General features: G+C 40.6%; 13 protein-coding genes. All 13 read right to left on the reverse strand.

Going from position 1 to position 16,232, the window contains the following annotated elements:
• Positions 1-159 precede the first annotated feature (159 nt).
• The 13 genes from ACESMA_RS19915 to ACESMA_RS19975 all read right to left on the reverse strand — a co-directional run bounded on the left by ACESMA_RS19915 (position 160) and on the right by ACESMA_RS19975 (position 15,935).
• Entirely contained in the window at positions 160-2,400 is a 2,241-nt protein-coding gene (locus ACESMA_RS19915; RefSeq protein ID WP_372950629.1) for a DUF5916 domain-containing protein, read from the reverse strand.
• A 168-nt stretch (positions 2,401-2,568) separates the two neighbouring features.
• On the reverse strand, positions 2,569-4,125 hold the full coding sequence (locus ACESMA_RS19920; protein ID WP_372950630.1) for a PQQ-binding-like beta-propeller repeat protein: 1,557 nt from the start codon (positions 4,123-4,125) through the stop codon (positions 2,569-2,571).
• Positions 4,126-4,197: 72 nt separating this feature from the next.
• Positions 4,198-4,746 (reverse strand): hypothetical protein, encoded by a 549-nt coding sequence (locus ACESMA_RS19925; RefSeq protein WP_372950631.1) that lies wholly within the window; start codon positions 4,744-4,746, stop codon positions 4,198-4,200.
• A gap of 141 nt (positions 4,747-4,887) precedes the next feature.
• On the reverse strand, positions 4,888-7,008 hold the full coding sequence (locus ACESMA_RS19930) for a helix-turn-helix domain-containing protein (protein WP_372950632.1): 2,121 nt from the start codon (positions 7,006-7,008) through the stop codon (positions 4,888-4,890).
• A gap of 398 nt (positions 7,009-7,406) precedes the next feature.
• Entirely contained in the window at positions 7,407-8,006 is a 600-nt protein-coding gene (locus ACESMA_RS19935) for a hypothetical protein (protein ID WP_372950633.1), read from the reverse strand.
• An 84-nt stretch (positions 8,007-8,090) separates the two neighbouring features.
• The gene (locus tag ACESMA_RS19940) at positions 8,091-8,534 is read right to left on the reverse strand and encodes a hypothetical protein (RefSeq protein ID WP_372950634.1); all 444 of its coding nucleotides are present in this window, start codon (positions 8,532-8,534) and stop codon (positions 8,091-8,093) included.
• Between the two features lie 44 nt (positions 8,535-8,578).
• Positions 8,579-9,169, reverse strand: a complete 591-nt coding sequence (locus ACESMA_RS19945; protein WP_372950635.1) for a hypothetical protein — start codon at positions 9,167-9,169, stop codon at positions 8,579-8,581.
• 98 nt (positions 9,170-9,267) lie between these two features.
• Positions 9,268-9,768, reverse strand: coding sequence for a hypothetical protein (locus ACESMA_RS19950; protein WP_372950636.1), 501 nt, complete (start codon positions 9,766-9,768; stop codon positions 9,268-9,270).
• Positions 9,769-9,984: 216 nt separating this feature from the next.
• On the reverse strand, positions 9,985-11,892 hold the full coding sequence (locus tag ACESMA_RS19955) for a helix-turn-helix domain-containing protein (protein ID WP_372950637.1): 1,908 nt from the start codon (positions 11,890-11,892) through the stop codon (positions 9,985-9,987).
• 227 nt (positions 11,893-12,119) lie between these two features.
• On the reverse strand, positions 12,120-13,634 hold the full coding sequence (locus ACESMA_RS19960) for a tetratricopeptide repeat protein (protein ID WP_372950638.1): 1,515 nt from the start codon (positions 13,632-13,634) through the stop codon (positions 12,120-12,122).
• Between the two features lie 388 nt (positions 13,635-14,022).
• Positions 14,023-14,433 carry a helix-turn-helix transcriptional regulator gene (locus ACESMA_RS19965; RefSeq protein ID WP_372950640.1) on the reverse strand — a complete coding sequence of 137 codons (411 nt, stop codon included), beginning with the start codon at positions 14,431-14,433 and terminating at the stop codon, positions 14,023-14,025.
• A gap of 750 nt (positions 14,434-15,183) precedes the next feature.
• Complete coding sequence (locus ACESMA_RS19970; protein ID WP_372950642.1) at positions 15,184-15,372, reverse strand: transposase; 189 nt, start codon at positions 15,370-15,372, stop codon at positions 15,184-15,186.
• Positions 15,373-15,575: 203 nt separating this feature from the next.
• On the reverse strand, positions 15,576-15,935 hold the full coding sequence (locus ACESMA_RS19975; protein WP_372950641.1) for a hypothetical protein: 360 nt from the start codon (positions 15,933-15,935) through the stop codon (positions 15,576-15,578).
• Positions 15,936-16,232: the final 297 nt, after the last annotated feature.

The following is a 16,232-nucleotide window of genomic DNA, read 5'->3' on the forward strand; positions in this document are numbered from 1 at the left end:
TTATGATAATTTTTGCAGGTTGGATTTCCTGACTTTGTGCAATTATCGGGACTAGCACAAGTAGTGCAATTTTGAATAATTTTGAATATTCTTTCATTTCTATCCTTTCTTTAAAATATTGTTTCATGATGCTTGTTTATAAATATTTATATTCGCTTCTCACCATCTGAACGTATAGGTATATTTCAACAATACAGTCCTTCTGTCCGTAAATGGTAGTGCAGGAGTTTCCCTTGTGCGGTTGGTATGCACCCGCTCGTCGTAAACCAGGTAAAAATCGTTGCCGTCGCGTGGGTTGTAGCGGAACCGGATATTTCCAATCACCCCGTCGATTGCGGTGTTGTACTGCACAAAAGCCGAAAACGAGGTTTTGGTGGTCAGCGTCATCAGTCCGCTGAAACGCAAAATGTGGTTGGTAAATTCCTTTTCGCGTTCAGGAAATTTCACCCTGTCAATCCCGTAATAGAGCCCGATATCGTAATCGGTTCCGATTTTCAGGTAGGGATTTGTGAAGAATGTCCATTTCCAGCCATCATAGAAATTACCGGCTTCGGTATAAAATATGGCAGAAAAAGCATGGGCTGATGAAGTTTCATATCGGGCGCTGAAGTTGGTGAACGAATATTCCCCTGCTGGTACAGTGTCCTGGTTATTTCCCATTCCCAGGATAAGTTCGTTTGGGAGTGATTCCAGACTCCAAAGTGCGTTGATGTATCCTGTATATCCTTTTTTTGCGCTGAAATCCCACTGCAACAAAGCATTTGTCGTTTCATGGTCGCCAGTAACGGTATTGAACCAGGTGTTTCCCGAAAGCGAAATTTTATGGTGGCGTAAAAAGAATTCTTTACCGGGCAGCCATCCATACTGAACGGTGGCATTGGGTCCCTGGTAATTTTGTTTTACTTCAAAACCAATTCCGGGATTAAAACTTTTTCCCGACCAGCCATAAATTAAATCGTAGGCGAATCCGGTTTCATTACGCCGCTGCCACCTGCAAATAAACCGGGAAGGATCGGTTCCGAAGAATGTATTTTCGGCATTGTCTTCAAACGTTTGCGCCCATTTCAGGGTCAGGTAATCATCGCCGGCTACCCGGAACAGGCCGTCAATTCCATAAGCCACATTGTAAGAACCGTCGGTTCCCAGCCGGCTGGTAACCATTCCTCCAACGTAGGAGTAAGCATTAAAAACCTTCCGTTTTGTGCGGATGGCACCAAAGTTTTCCGAAGGATTTTCTGCATACTTTTCAGTTTGCATATTTAGAAATCCCACATCCCATTTTCCCGCTCTCCCGGTGAGGCGCGCTCCCCCGTAAATGCGCACCGGGTTGCCGTTGTACAATCCAATGCGGCGGCTGTAAAAAAGGTTGTTGTTTCCCAGCAGCGAAAAGTCAAACACATCTTCTTTTTCCAGGAAAAAGACCCGTTTTTCCGGAAAGTACAGCGAAAAGCGGGTGAGGTTAATGACCTGGTCGTCAGCTTCCACCTGGGCAAAGTCGGTGTTGATGGTGAGGTCGGCGGTGAGGTTGTTGGTAAGGCTGTATTTTACATCCAGCCCGGCATCTTTTTTAAATGTTGAACTCATTTCGTACCCTGTTTCCTGCTCGTTCAGGCTGTTTATCTGTCCGATTCCGGCGGTAACGTAAGGCGTAACATACAGCGGATTTTTGGGCTCCAGTCCTTCGAATTCAACGAGCGCACCAAGAGAAGGTTTCCAGAAGGGATAAATATAATCTGGAGAAATTAGCGGCCACGTTACGGTTTCGTTTTTGGCAGCTACCGACCGCATCAGAATAAGGCCCATTTGTGTTTTTCCTTCCCTGGTTTGAAACCGAAGACTTGAAAACGGGACCCGCACTTCAACCGTCCATCCGTCCTTCTGCATCACTGTTTCTACATCCCAAAAGGTGTTCCAGCTAAAATTGATATCGGAACCAATCAGCAAGTCATTTTTAATAGCTCCATCATTGCGGGCACCGTTGGAGTTGACACCAAAAATGAAGGCATTTTCCTTATCGTAAAATGAATCCATGGTGAAGCCGAACCAGTCGGGCGCAAAAGACAAGTAGTCTCTCTTTTTTCCAATTGCCCTTATTTGCTCAGGATTCTGGTAAAAAAGCCATGCCGAAGCATAAAAATATTCATCATCGTACGCAATTTTGATGATTGATTTTTCGGAGGGCGCTTCCCCGAAAACCGGCCTGTACATAACAAGTGGCAACGCATCAATGGATTCCCAGGCGGCTTCGTCGGGTATTCCGTCGAAAGTGATGCCGCCGGAAATTCTGGTGACCTGGTAAGGTGGTTGTTTCGACAAGGGTTCAACGCTTTGCCCCGGACAAAGAAAGGGAAACAGCCCGGTGAGGATTAAAAAAATGATTGTATCATAGTATTGTCTCATCGGGTTAATTTTTAACACTATTGTCACTTCATATAGAAATAATTTAATGGCTGAATGAGCCCCCGAATGTAGTCGGATTCATTGCCTCCGGCTTAAGCCGGGGGTAAAAATTGTAGCACCTAAAACTGGCTTTAGCCATTAATACTATATCTTTCATTTTTGATGTAATTATTTTCCGAAAGCATACAACGTTTCTGTTGTGCGCACAAACAATTGGTTATCGGCAGCTACCGGCGAGGCGGCCACTTTTTCTTTCAGGTTGCACTGGGAAACCACGTTCAGTTTATCGCCCGATTTTACCACTGTAATTGTTCCGTTATAGGAAACAAAATAAATATGACCGTTTGCCATCAGAGGAGATGCAATATAGGCTCCGGGAGCCCCCAGTTTTTCACGGTAAATAACCTCTCCGGTTTCCGAATTCATGCAGGTAACCAGGCCTCCGTTTGAAATCATGTAAACCTGGTTGCCGGAGCAAATTAAGGAAGGGATTTCTGCAATGTATTCGTTTTCTTTCCACAAATATTCTGAAGCATTAGCCTTTCCTGCATTTTTCAGATCAATAGCTACAACACCATGCTCTGCGTAAAATTGTGACCAAAATTGCTCCATCCCTTTCCATTCCTGCTCATTCAAAGCCTTATCCTGTGATATATCAAAGGATGGAGCCATGAGGTTCCATGAGAACAATGTGTCATATTTTAAGGGCAAATCAAGGTCTGGTCTTCTGAAAAAAGCAAGATCGTCAGGTATTTCCTGAAATTGCATTAAACTGTCCTGGTTTTTGTCATATTTTACAAGCATGCTGATAAAATCAGGGAGTTTATCGTAAAGTCTTGCCTCGCCAAGATTTGAGTATCCGTTTACATAAAGCACGTCATCAATAATAACCGGGGTGCTGGACCCCATACTTACCAAAGGAATTGACCAGTTTTCATGACCATTGTCAATATTAACCGACATTAAAGCCAGTGAGCGGTGCAGAATAATCTGATCATTCCATAACAATGGTGTGGACTGACTCCGCTGCAAGGACTCAGTTAAACCCGGTATTGTACTTAGTTTAGTTTCCCATATGGTTTCTCCCGTTGAGGGTTCAAGTGCCAAAACCACCGGATTATCTACCTCAAATCGGTTTAATATCAGTTTGCCTTTTAAAATTACCGGCGATGCACACGACCCATACCTGGTTTTGAGCACAGGTAATTTCTTTTCCCAAACCAGGTTGCCTGCGAAATCGTAACAAATAATTCCGTACGACCCAAAATAAACATACACATGTTTGCCGTCGGTAGTTGGCGTTGCAGCAGCCGGGCTGCCAACCGGGTGAACCGGTTCAATGGAATCAGGCAGGACAGATTTCTCCCATAAAACAGCACCTGATTCTTTATCAATACAATACGTAATTAACAACCGATCGAAAGGCTCGTAGCCGGTCAAAAAAACAGAATTTTCCCAGATGCAAGGTGAAGACACACCGTCGGCTATTTCCGTTTTCCAGGCCAGGTTTTCGTCGGGCAATACATTGACAGGCGGATTGGCATTGGCAGGGGCCACACCACAACAGTTGGTTCCTCTGAACTGGTTGTAAAAAATGGTTTTTGCCAGAACAGGTATTTCCACGTTTTTTTCTATTTCCGCTATGATATTTTCCTGTGCCATTGAAATGAATCCGGTTAATACAAAAACAAGGACCACCTGAATTATCGAGTGGTAATTTTTCATGGTGTTTCGGTTTTTAGTTGTTAAATTGAATTTTACCTCATAAATACTACTCAAGAATTAATATCAGTTTAATTATTTCTTTGCCTGCTGGTTGTCTTTTTTCCAGTACTCGCCTTTCCATTCCACCATATACGTATTTTCTGAAGTAAAATGGCCTTTGTAAGTAGCAACTCCATGCATATCTTTGTATTTTCCGGTGGCATCTGTCCACCACATATTCCCTTCGAATGTTGTCAAAGGAGTTCCCGCATCCGACATTACCGTTTTCATTTTACCTTCCCATTGTGAAACAATCCGGTCATTACCTTTTTCAATGGTTGCGTACCCCTGATGAAATCCATTTCCCATTGTTACATCGGTAAATGAAATGTTAATTGCCCGCGCATTGTGCATCCATTCGGTTTCTCCGGTGCTGAGGTTGTTTCCCTCTGCCTTGTTTAATCTCACCTGGTGTCCTTCTGCATCAGAAATATTGAATGCCTGTCCTTCAATCATGGTGTATTCTCCCGTTCCGGCCATTTTAAATTTTTGCTGGGCTTCGGTCGTTGTAAAAGCCAGTGTAAAAATCAGGCTAACCACAATCGCCCATACTTCCATTTTTTTACTTCCTGTTGTTTTCATTTTTTGTTCCTCCTTTAATTAAATGATTAATAGGATTAAAGTTCGGGAACATCCTAATGCAAGACCAACCACTTATGTTGCAAAGGCTTTAAATTATTTGTCAATTCTTTAACTTATGTTGCAGGGGGAGGTTGTTGTATTTTATGATTCAATTTCTCCCAATTCTTTCAAGAGTTTACCTATCCGTTCATGTTCTTTTTGGTATTTGGTTACCAGGTTATTTTCCAATTTCAGGAATTCAGATTCTTCACGAATAATTTCGAAACCCGGCCATTTTTGAAGAACCATGATATAATTATAAGGAACATTTTCAATATTGTTTAGAATTGATAAGTATTCCAACGCTTTTTCTTTTTCTTCCAGGGCCGCATATGTAACTGCAATAAAAAAATGGGATTCAAAGCGTTGTGCAGCAGGAGTGTTCAATTCAATGGTATTCAAAAAATTTTTTAATTCGTTTTTAAAATAAATTTCCGCATCCGTTTTTCTGCCACTTTTCAACGCGGCATATCCCCCAAAAAAACGGGTTGCAATAGAAACCTGATGATTATTCCCAGCATTTTCAATTTTCTGAAGGAAAACCGCAGCGTCAGCGTATTCTTCGCGGAACAAATGATTTGACATTAAACCCGACCAGGACCCAATGTCCAGCGAATCCATTTTATAAGCAAGTGAGTAATATTGGTCAGCCGTTTCAAAATCGCCGGAATACATTTCTGTTAATCCCATTAATCTTAAATATCCGGCGGAGTCATTATATAGCCGGGTTAGCTCCCGGGCATATTTTTGCCTGAGTTCCGGGAAGCCTGCATTGGTAAGGCACATCGTTATACTTTGAATAATGTAAGGTGGTAAATTTTCCTCTTTCAGTTCCAGGTATTTGTAGAAGCTTTTAATGGCGTTATAAATATCATTTTGATGGCGATAAAAATTAAATTGGGTTTCCCAGGTTCCCGGCAGGTCACGCTGCTTTTGCTCCATATCTTCAAAAATAGCTTCAGCCTCTTTGTACATTCCTTTATAGTTGTAATAGGTTCCCTTTACTGATTGGGCGAATACATTTGCTGCATCATACTTTAATGCATTGTTTACAAGTATAATACCAGTGTCGAGATATCGGTCTGCGAGGTTGGCACCGGCCCAATACCAGAGATTGTCGATGTAAATATGAGCTAACCAGCTATAGGCAAGACTAAAGGTGGTGTCCAGTTTTATGGCATCTTCAAAAAGACTTTTAGCTTTGTAAATATCTTCAGAAAATTGAAAAAGAGGACTTTGTTTTGCCAGTCTCAGATAATCTAAACCCCGGAGGTATAAATTATAGGCCGCCATATTTTCGGTTGGAATTTCTTTAATATTCTGTTCTTCTTCCGGACTTAATTCTGCATTGATTTTTGAAACAATGTTTAACGCAATTTCGCTTTGCAAATCAATAAAGTCTTTCACTTCCCTGATTTCTTTCCGGTATTGTTCGGAAAACAGATGGCGGTCGGTATTTGCCTCAATCAACTGAATGTTCAGCAAAACTTCATCGCCGTATTTCTGACCGTTCCCTTCCACGAGGTAATCCACATTCAGTTCCTTTGCAATTTCTTTTAACGATTTATTGCCCTCCCTGAATTTTTCAACCGAAGTCCGCGAGCGCACATTCAAATCTTCAATGTTTGACAAGTTATTCAGAATGGATTCCATCAGTCCGTTAATAAAATAAGCGTTGGTTGAATCGGGGCTGTCGTTTTTAAAAGGCAGCACGGCAATGGTTTTTTCCAGGGGTTTATTTTCAGGAAGAACAGGAATATTGAACTGCTCATGGGTGAAGAACAGAATAATCAGAAGTGCAGACAGAAGAACCGAAGCCAGCAGCCATTTTTTTTGTTTTGTTAGCGGCAGGGGCGTTTTTGGTGCATTGTTTTTGGGCTCAGTTTGTTTTTTTGCCTCTCCCGGAGAAAAACCATAAAAGTCGTGAAAACACTTATTGAAGTAAGTAACGCTGTGAAATCCACAGGCATAAGCTACCTCTGATACCGTGATAGCCGGGTTTTGTTTCAGAATTTCCTGTGCGTTTTTTAACCGCACCATACAAATAAACTGGCTGATGGTTAACCCGGCAGCATTTTTTACAGCACGGTGCAGGCTGGAATGGCTCATTTTCATTTCATGGACCAGTTGAGTAACTCCAAACTGTTCGTTTTTCAAATTGGCTTCAATTATTTTTGTTAGCCGTTCTGAAAATTCCTGCCCGTTTAAGGTGGATTCAGCCATTTTGGTTTTTTAAACACACTGGTTTTTACCTTTTTTAATAAGAAAAGTTACGATTTTTTTTGGAAGTGTTGGCCGGTATTTTTAACTGACTGATTTTTTGAATTTTATTTAGAACCAGAAAATTGCCACTGATTCACAGATTTAAAGTGTTGAATCATTAGCAATCTGTGAATCTGTGGCATAATTTGTTTTTTGCAGAATCAGGAGATTTTGTTACATAAGAGCAGATTTCACCTATTGCGGATTAGATTCCGGCGGTTGTAATTAAAAACCCCTCCATTCAAATCAACCTTAAACCGGTGCAACCAAAGAATGGAGGGGAAAAACCTATTTACTCAACGGAACCTGTGGATTAAATCAAAAGAATTACGGGTTCCGGATGAACGGTTTTCAGAGAATTATTTATTGCCCTTTTTCAATGTAATAGTTCCTGTCCAGTGATGAAATGAATTTTCAGGATAGGAATCCCTGTTGTAATCGTCGGTCCAGCCGTTGCCGGTTGCCCCTTCAAATTTGCCGGTTCCACCGGTAATAACAAATGGATCGTGCCAGTAGCTGTTTACATCTTCGGGGTGATGCGGCAATCTTCCATCCACTACACTGCCACCACAGGACAAAAACAATTTATCGCCGTTTGCGGCAATAAAACAGAGGTCAGTCGGGCCATATTTGGAGTCTGTCCCCTCTATTTCAGGATCATCCGGGCCACAGGCGCAAAAGTTAAAATGGGCTTCAATTTTTCCCATGTGTGTAGCTGTACCCTGTGCATCAACCAAAACACGGCAATAAAAAGTTTCGTCACAATCAAATCCTTCATCACCCGGGAAAAAGAATCCGACATATTCGCCAATTAGGTTTGCTTCAAATGGCACAGTAACCTCAACCTGCGCTTTTTTCAACTCAGGAGTATCATTTTCGAAGAACTCCCCGGTTTTGTTGCATCTGGCCAGGAGGCCGGTAAAAATTAAAATTTGAAATAGTAACTTGAATGTTTTCATCTTTTTGATTTTTAGTGTTTTATCTATAAATAAAAATGAGGTAATCTGGGGGTCAACTGTAAACTGAACCTTCAGAATGTCAACTTACTCCAACATAAATTCAAATTCTTTAGATACATCTGAAGTTAGTTCCCCATTTGCATTAATTGTTGTATGACTGATGTAATGCAAAGTGTAATACATTGTTCCATATTCGTCTTGAATGTGCATTCGTCCAGTGCCTGTTTCTACTGACCCCGGCATCCAGTTTTTAAAATTATAATTTTCAACTGCAGAGGTATAATAAATTGTACCGGAATCGTCGCCAACATAAGTACCCTTTGCTCTCCACTGCCATTTGAAATACCAGACGGTCCAGTAACCAGCATAAGACCCAGTAACTGTTTCTGCTAATCCGGGGAGTTGAATACTTACAAGCTCACCAGAATTGTAATAATAAGTTGTTTTAACATTCCCCTGGGAATAGGAAGCAAGTGCAAAAAAAGTCATCACGACAAAAACTGTCAGAAAAAATTTTAGTGCTTTCATAACGCGAATTATTTAAATTAAACAATGTGGATTTTTGATAAAACTTACTTTTTCCCTTTTTTCAGGGTAATTTCACCAGTCCAGTGATGACGCGTGTAATCGTCAACACTCGTGCAATAATCGTCCATTTGCAATTCACCGGATGCTCCTTCAAACCTGCCGGTTCCTCCGGTGATTACTGCAACACTTTTCCAGTAGTCCGTTACATAATCAGGATGCTCGTTGGTGCCAAGAATACCTGCCCCTCCTCCGTTATAAAGAAATAATTTATCGCCATTGGCACCTGTCAGTTCAAAAGAACTGGCGGCAAACGTATAGACCGAATTTGGAATCGCCGGATCGGGAGCCCCTCCGGTACAGAAATTGAAAGTTAACGTAACTTTGCCCATGTGGGTGGCATTGCCGCTGGTTTCAACCACAGCGCGCACGGGAAAACCCCCGTCCAAACATTCCGGGTCGTCAAATATTAGATCAGCAATTTCGCCCAAAAGATTCACCTCAAACGGTACGGTTACCTCAACCTGCGCTTTTTTCAATTCGAGGGTTTCATTTTCAAAGAATTCCACGTTTTTGTTGCATCCGGCCAGGAGGCCGGCAAAAATTAAAATTTGAAACAGTAATTTGAATGTTTTCATTTTTTTTTAATTTTTATTGTTTTACCTATAAAAATGGTGTGATTTTACACCTCATAAGATCCAATAATATTGTGGAGTTCCTTGTTATTGAACAAGAATCATTCATCACCATATTGCGGACAAATGCCTTTAAATAAATTCAACGTTTGATTTTCCCAGTCAGCCTCAAAAAACATGATCACATGAGTGCCTTTATCCCCTTTTGAGTGAATGTGCATCGTAAATGTATCATACACTCCGTTTTCATCGAAGGTAACTTTAGTCTGGTCGTTTATTTTAAATGTCTCACCGGTTAGCTCGCTTGTAATTGTTAATTTGCAATGTACAATCATCCATACAAACTGACCATTTTTAAGGTGAGCTGTTATATGTGTTTTTTGATCGGCCACCTCAGATAAATATAAAAAATCAACGGTCTCACCGTCGCAAATTACAGGTGTATAATATTCACCTGTCATTTGAAAATTAATGGTTCTGGAACTGGCAGATTTTAATTGATTGTCAGATGAATTTACTTCACAGAAGTCATCGTTTTTATTGCACCCTGCAACCAGGCTTGTTACAACCATTAAAAAGAAAATTTTTACTAGTGTTTTCATGATACTAATTTTTAAATTAAACAATGCGGATTTAAATGATTTAATCCATATTAAATTTCGGGAGAAAAAGCTGGCGGCACATAGCAACTATGTTGCAAAAACTTTCAATTTTTTGCACATTCTTTCAATTATGTTGCCGGGGATTGCAAAAAATTTAGCTGAAGGGATTTTTCTGTTTTGAAGGGAGAATAAAAATGATTAAACGTTAAGCAAAAGTTACTGAAGTGGAAGTAACCCCATTTTTTCCCTGATGGCAATGAACCGCGGATTCGAACGTATCGTTTTAAATTCAATAGCGGTAGTGTTCATTGGGCTCAGCCTGCCTTCCAGATACTCTTCTTCCAGCAATTCCATCAAAATCTCATCATTGCCAAGCATGGCGTTGCAATAAATTTTTGTCGTTCTGTATTGTCCCTCTTTTAATCGCCATTCATAAAACCCTTTAAAACTTCCGTTAATAAATACACTGTCCAATTCTTCAGGAGTCCATGCCCCCGAATTTGTACCCACTTTTTTAAGGTATTCCACTGCCGCCTGTTCGTTTTGCATTAAACAGTGTATCTGATATTCAAGCGAGATAGCCCAGTCATGATCGGGCACCAGTTCGAAACAGATTTTATTTTCGTCCAGTGCTTTTTCAAACTCACCGGTGTTTGCATAAAATAATGTGCTGAAATGCCTTACTACAAAAGAGAACGGATCGAGTTCCAAAGCCTTGTTGATGTGGTTCCTTGCTTTCTCATTCTTCCCCAAAATGGCCAATAATTCAGAGTAGTACTGGTGTGCAGTTGAATAATTTGGATTTAATTCCAGTGCTTTAAGTAGGTGTTGTTCTGCTTTCTCCCAATCCCAGTGTTCGTAGTTGTAAATATCGCCCAGAACGGCATAGGGTTCAGCCAGATTGGGATCCAGTGTATTGGCTTTTTCAGCCAGTTCAATGGCTTTTTCAATTCCCTCGTTTCTGTCCATTCCTCCCTGTAGCGCCAGCAGATGAAAGTTATCGGAAAGTCCGGCATACGCCAGAGCAAATTCAGGATCAATGGTTATGGCTTTTTCATAGTATTCAATTCCTTTCCTGTACGATTCATGCTTTCGTTTGGAGGAATGAAATCTTCCCAGCAAATAATAATTATAGGCTTCGGTGTTTTTTGTGGGAATTTTTTCAATTTTTTTCAGCTCCGCTGCAGTCAGTGCGGTTTGTAATTCTGTGGCTACATTTTGCGCAATATCGCTTTGAATGGCAAAAATGCCGGTCATTTGCCGGTCGTAGTTTTCCGACCAGATATGCTGATCGGTTCGGGCGTCGATAAACTGCACACTTATTCGCACTTGATCATCATGACGCCGTACACTTCCCTCAAGTAAAAAGTTTACACCCAGTTGCCGTGAAATTTCACGGGCATCAAGTGTACTTTCACGAAACTGCTCAGCCGAGGTACGCGACACCACTTTCAATCCGGGAATTCCTGAAAGCCGGTTCAGAATGTCTTCTGTAATTCCGTCGGCAAAATACTGATTATCAGTGTCGGAACTTAAATTTTTAAACGGCAGCACAACAATGGATTTTTCAGAGGCTGCCAGTTCTTTTTGTTTTGTGGCGCCTGCAAAAAACAGATTATACACGGGCTGAGCAAAAAGAGCTAAAAGAAAAACGACTGAAACAGCAATCCAAACCACCTTCTTTTTGCGGCTTTTCCCCTTTCTACGACTGGCACTGTTTATTGCATCCTGCCTGGATTGTTGTTCCAGACTGCCAGTGATTGATTCGTTTTCATGCAGATTCATTGCCCGTTTTCGCGCTTCTCCCGGCGGAAATCCGAAGTGCTCGTGAAAGCAGTGGTTAAAATAAGCCGGACTGCCAAAACCTACCCGGAAGGCAATCTCCGAGGCGGATTCGTCACTCTGAATAAGCATCTCCATCGATTTTTCCAAACGTACTTTCCGGATAAAATAACTGACGGATTGATTGTTGTGTTTTTTTAAATAGCGATGTACCCACGAATGGCTTTTGCCCGATTTCTGCACAAGGTCTGATACACCGAAATTCTCGTCGTGAAAGTTCGCTTCAACGATTTCTCTCAGCCGGCTAATAAAATCATTTCCGTTATGGGTTGCACCGGTCATTCTGGTTTTTTTAAAACACTGGTTTTTACCGTTTTTCCAGAAGAAAGTTACGAATATTTTTTGAAGTTCTTAACTGAAACGGACAATGAATCATGTTCCAGGTTTTGGGGAGCCGGCAATAAAAAAGGCAGAGGAAAAACCCTGAAAAACATCGAAAAAAACTTCAGGTCTTTCCTCTGATTCATTTGCATACCCATTTTATTCAGGCATGGCCCGCCAAAAATCGTTTATTTTTGGGCGAGGCTGGAATCTTCATAGGATTTCAACCATACTTTGGCAATTTTACCCAATGGAGAAAAACAGGCTAAAGAAAAATTGAGGTCTGCTACTTCTGTAAATTCATTTTTTGCTTCTTCGTATTTGCCAAGTTCGTCATAGGCCACAGCCATGTTGTATTTAACAAAAATGTTGCTGGTATCCGATTTTTTAAATTGGGCAAGCGCTTTACTATATTTTCCCTGGTTTAACAGTGCTACACCTAATAAAAAATTATGGGCTTCATTTTTCCCGGGTTTCATTCCAGGGCTCACGGCATTCGCATATTCTTCAATTAATTGTTTTGTTTTTTCATAATTTCCATCCTGAAGAGCACGAAATCCCCTCATAAATGCAAAATTGGCTTCAATAGTTGATTCATCGGGCACCCTCCCTTCCACATCAAATTCATGCCGGAGACAACAACAGGTATTCATTGACTCATCAGGTGTTGCAACAAAACCATGATTCATTGAAATGACGCTGCGGCAAAAATAACAGTTATCTGAAGCACCATTCAGTGGAATTTTTTTGTTTTTTCTATTCATATTGCTGAAAAATTCTTCGTCGGTAGCTGTTGTTTTTCCGTTACCTGGGAAAAGGTAGGAAACCATGCTGAAATTGGGTTTTGAATAATCCTGTTTGTGGCCGACGAGTGCAGTCGCTTTATTAAAATCGGTACGTGCTTCTTCCAAATTTCCCAAATAGGTATGAATGTACCCTCTTTTTGCCAGGGCAACAGCATTTTCGGGCTCAATTTCAATGGCTTTGGAAAAAGCTTTTTCTGCGTTGGCCAAATCGAGGAAAGCACGGTAAACATCGCCCCGGGCAATATGAGCTGATGCCTCACCGGGCCTGAGTTCAACAAATTTTTGCATGTATTTTCCCGCCAATTGCAAATCAATAGGCTCGTTCAGTACCCAGGATGCTGCCAGCGCGCGGTATCCCAATGGCGAGTTGGGTTCAACACGGATGGCTTCACTGGCCAGGTCCCTGAATTTGCTGATTTCACCCCGCTTTTGAAATTCACCGGCAAGCACCAGCAATGCACGGGCATTTTCAGGATGTAGTTCAGCCAGTTGTTTTGCCAGTTGAAAACGCTTTTCGGAATTGTTATCCGCATAGGTCAGCTCAATGTCAATCAACATCCTTTCTTCTTCGGTGGCATTATTTCGGAAACGTACAGCCTTGCCGATGCTGGCTTTTCGGTCTGCATCGGTTTGGGCTGTCAGGGCTTTGTAAAGCCAGGCAACAGCATACTGTGCATCTTTTTGCACTGCTTCATCAAAATGCAATATGGCGTCGTTTATGCGACCCATTTCAAAGGCTTCCCTGCCTTGTGCAAACAGTTGGGCTGCTTCTGCCGGTGAATTTGTTTCAGGCCAATCAGTATGATTCAGTTCATTGGCCAAAAAAGTTAAAGGCAGCAAAAGAAGTATCAGCACTGCAAGAGAGGTAAACAAAACATTGTTTTTAATCGGTTTCATAACTGTTGAATTATGATTTTGAAATTTTTTTTGGGGATACTGCTCAGCGGGCATTAATTCACCGGTTTTCCCCTTTGAATGAAATGAAACCGGTAATTTTTTCCTCATTTGGCGGCACATCTTATTGCTGAGCGTAAGGCAGAGCATAGGTGTTTTTACAAATTGTGAAATCTGATCAATTTGAATGGTCATTCAATCTCATTGTCAAAGAACATTGTTTAATTTTTTCATTTGGCTTTAAGGAAACTGTTTTTCTAATAGTCAAATTTCGGGAGAAAAAACAGACAATACATAGCAACTATGTTGTAAAAGATTTCAATTTTCTGCCAATTCTTTCAATTATGTATTAAGTGCTTTTATTTATGTTGCAGAGGGTGGATAATCCATTTTATTTTAAAAATTTAAACCATTTTTTCAGGTGTTTAAATTTCCGTTTGGAAGTTGTTTCTTTTTTATCCAGACTAGGTTTTCCGGTTTCTCCCGGCGGATAGCCAAAATAGTCGTGAAAACATTTATCGAAATAAGTTAAGCTGCGAAATCCACACAAAGTTGCTGTTTTAGTGACGGAGGTTTTTCTATCCAGCAAAATTTGCCGGGCCAAGTTTAGCCGTTTATGGGAAATATACTGACTGGCCGATTCATGAAAAATCTCCCTCACTTTTCGGTGAAGCGTGAAGCGGCTCATCTCCATTTCGCGGGCAAGTGCAGAAACCCCAAACCGGTGGTCGGCAAGCCGGGCGTCTGTGATGGCGTTGAGCCGCTCGGTGAATTCTTTTCCGGATATAATAGAAGCATTCATTTTTACTTATATTTTTTTGCCACAAACTTTAAACGGTTTATTGATTTTTCGTTTTCCCAATCGCCAACTTCAATAACGCCTTCGCAGCCTAAAACTTCAAAGCCTTCGTTTTTAAATATTACTTAAAACCAGAAAACTGCCACAGATTCACAGATTACTTATGATTCAATAATTTGAAACTGTGGCATAATTTGTTTTTTGCTTTTAAAGTTTTTCATCTATTCAAGTTACGCCAATTGCAAATGCAATACATAGCACGTATGTTGCAAAAAGATTAACCTATGTTGCAAAAGCTTGCAATTATGTTTCAGGAAGGAGTTTGGGCTGATGAACGGATTGAAAATACGTTTGAAAAGCTATCAATTGTCAATTGATTTTGAAATACCAGCTTGTCTTTGAGCTGGTGACTTTTCGTCACCTGCTCAATTATAGTTGCAACGATAAACAAAAACCCCTCCATTCAAATTCAACCTTTAACCGGTGCTACCAAAGAATGGAGGGGAAAAACCTATATCACTCAACGGGACCGGTGGATTAAATCAAAAGAATTCCGGGTTCCGAATGAACGGATTTTTTTAGCCTGTTTATTCATCGTTAGTTTTTAATAGGTAAAGCGTTACTTATCCTGATTTTGGTTAAATTGGTGACTATTTTACGGCTGTTGGTACCCATTGATGACACTTTAACTTTTACAATTACTTTTTGTGAGGATTCCAGCAGGTATTTTCCCATTCAATAAATCCCTTGGCCCTACTGCATTTTCCAGCCGCTCATTGTGGGTAGCGATGCTAAATCGTTGCCGGTTTGTGGAAGGCACCCGGCAAAGGTTTTTAAAATCATATTTACACGCAAATTATTGCTGGCATTGCAATCCTCATAACCTGCTGCAATCTTGAAAACACGCTGAGTTATAAGCTCTTTTATGTGGTAATGATTAATATCTAAGTTTTAATCATGCATCCTCGCGTTTATCCAGTCCAAAACCTCGTTGTACAAATTTTCATTCACATCAAGCATAAAAGTGTGCAAAATAGTATCAAAAGAAATGTTGATTTTTTCATTGTTACTAATTTTGAACTTAAATGTTTGATACAATCCACTAAAAATTTCCGTTATTACAAATCCAATAATTTCAATGGTATTCAATAAGTAATCTTTCCTTCTCCTTTTAGGTCCCAGGTCATGGCAATAAAATCAATATCGCCCCACATGATTATGTACCCGGTTGCATTTTCAAACCTGCCAGTGCAAAGTTCGGGTTGAATTTCATAATAGTAGTGGATTACTCCATTTTCCATCCATGGCTCCTTAGTCACCATTGTGCAGATTTTGTCGCCATTTGCTGCTGTAATTTCTCCTATGAGAGGTGAAACCGGATTAAAATTTTCATCAACGCAAGTGGTATTAATTACCGTAAAATGGCCTATGTGCGAAGCCTGCCCATCGCCATCTACAAGCAGTAGCATACCATTATCACATGCATCATTTTGAACTACTTCCATGACTCCTGAACTTTGTATAAATTTGATAGTTTGTTCAACCATCTTACCGGATTTCAGAACCGCATCTGCATCAGAGTCCGGGATTAGTGCGTCGTTATCACATCCTGCGAAAAAAATACTTAAACTCAAGAAAAGAAACATTAACTTTTTCATTGTAACAAATTTTAAAAGGTTAGAAAATAAATTTTAATTCAGTTATAAATTTATCCCAAAGAAAAAGCTGTTGCTTTGGTGATTGTCTCCAATGTTTTGGTGATTATCTCAAATCTTAATGAGATATTCCGGATTTGCTGATTT

The organism is Mariniphaga sp. (assembly GCF_041687215.1).
GTDB lineage: Bacteria > Bacteroidota > Bacteroidia > Bacteroidales > Prolixibacteraceae > Mariniphaga.

What these genes read in the sequence shown, in the direction of transcription:
- ACESMA_RS19930 (WP_372950632.1), bottom strand. Translation starts at nt 7,008, where the DNA reads ATGGCTGAATCCACCTTAAACGGGCAGGAATTTTCAGAACGGCTAACA.
- ACESMA_RS19915 (WP_372950629.1), bottom strand. Translation starts at nt 2,400, where the DNA reads ATGAGACAATACTATGATACAATCATTTTTTTAATCCTCACCGGGCTG.
- ACESMA_RS19965 (WP_372950640.1), bottom strand. Translation starts at nt 14,433, where the DNA reads ATGAATGCTTCTATTATATCCGGAAAAGAATTCACCGAGCGGCTCAAC.
- ACESMA_RS19940 (WP_372950634.1), bottom strand. Translation starts at nt 8,534, where the DNA reads ATGAAAGCACTAAAATTTTTTCTGACAGTTTTTGTCGTGATGACTTTT.
- ACESMA_RS19975 (WP_372950641.1), bottom strand. Translation starts at nt 15,935, where the DNA reads ATGGAAGTAGTTCAAAATGATGCATGTGATAATGGTATGCTACTGCTT.
- ACESMA_RS19935 (WP_372950633.1), bottom strand. Translation starts at nt 8,006, where the DNA reads ATGAAAACATTCAAGTTACTATTTCAAATTTTAATTTTTACCGGCCTC.
- ACESMA_RS19950 (WP_372950636.1), bottom strand. Translation starts at nt 9,768, where the DNA reads ATGAAAACACTAGTAAAAATTTTCTTTTTAATGGTTGTAACAAGCCTG.
- ACESMA_RS19925 (WP_372950631.1), bottom strand. Translation starts at nt 4,746, where the DNA reads ATGAAAACAACAGGAAGTAAAAAAATGGAAGTATGGGCGATTGTGGTT.
- ACESMA_RS19960 (WP_372950638.1), bottom strand. Translation starts at nt 13,634, where the DNA reads ATGAAACCGATTAAAAACAATGTTTTGTTTACCTCTCTTGCAGTGCTG.
- ACESMA_RS19955 (WP_372950637.1), bottom strand. Translation starts at nt 11,892, where the DNA reads ATGACCGGTGCAACCCATAACGGAAATGATTTTATTAGCCGGCTGAGA.
- ACESMA_RS19920 (WP_372950630.1), bottom strand. Translation starts at nt 4,125, where the DNA reads ATGAAAAATTACCACTCGATAATTCAGGTGGTCCTTGTTTTTGTATTA.
- ACESMA_RS19945 (WP_372950635.1), bottom strand. Translation starts at nt 9,169, where the DNA reads ATGAAAACATTCAAATTACTGTTTCAAATTTTAATTTTTGCCGGCCTC.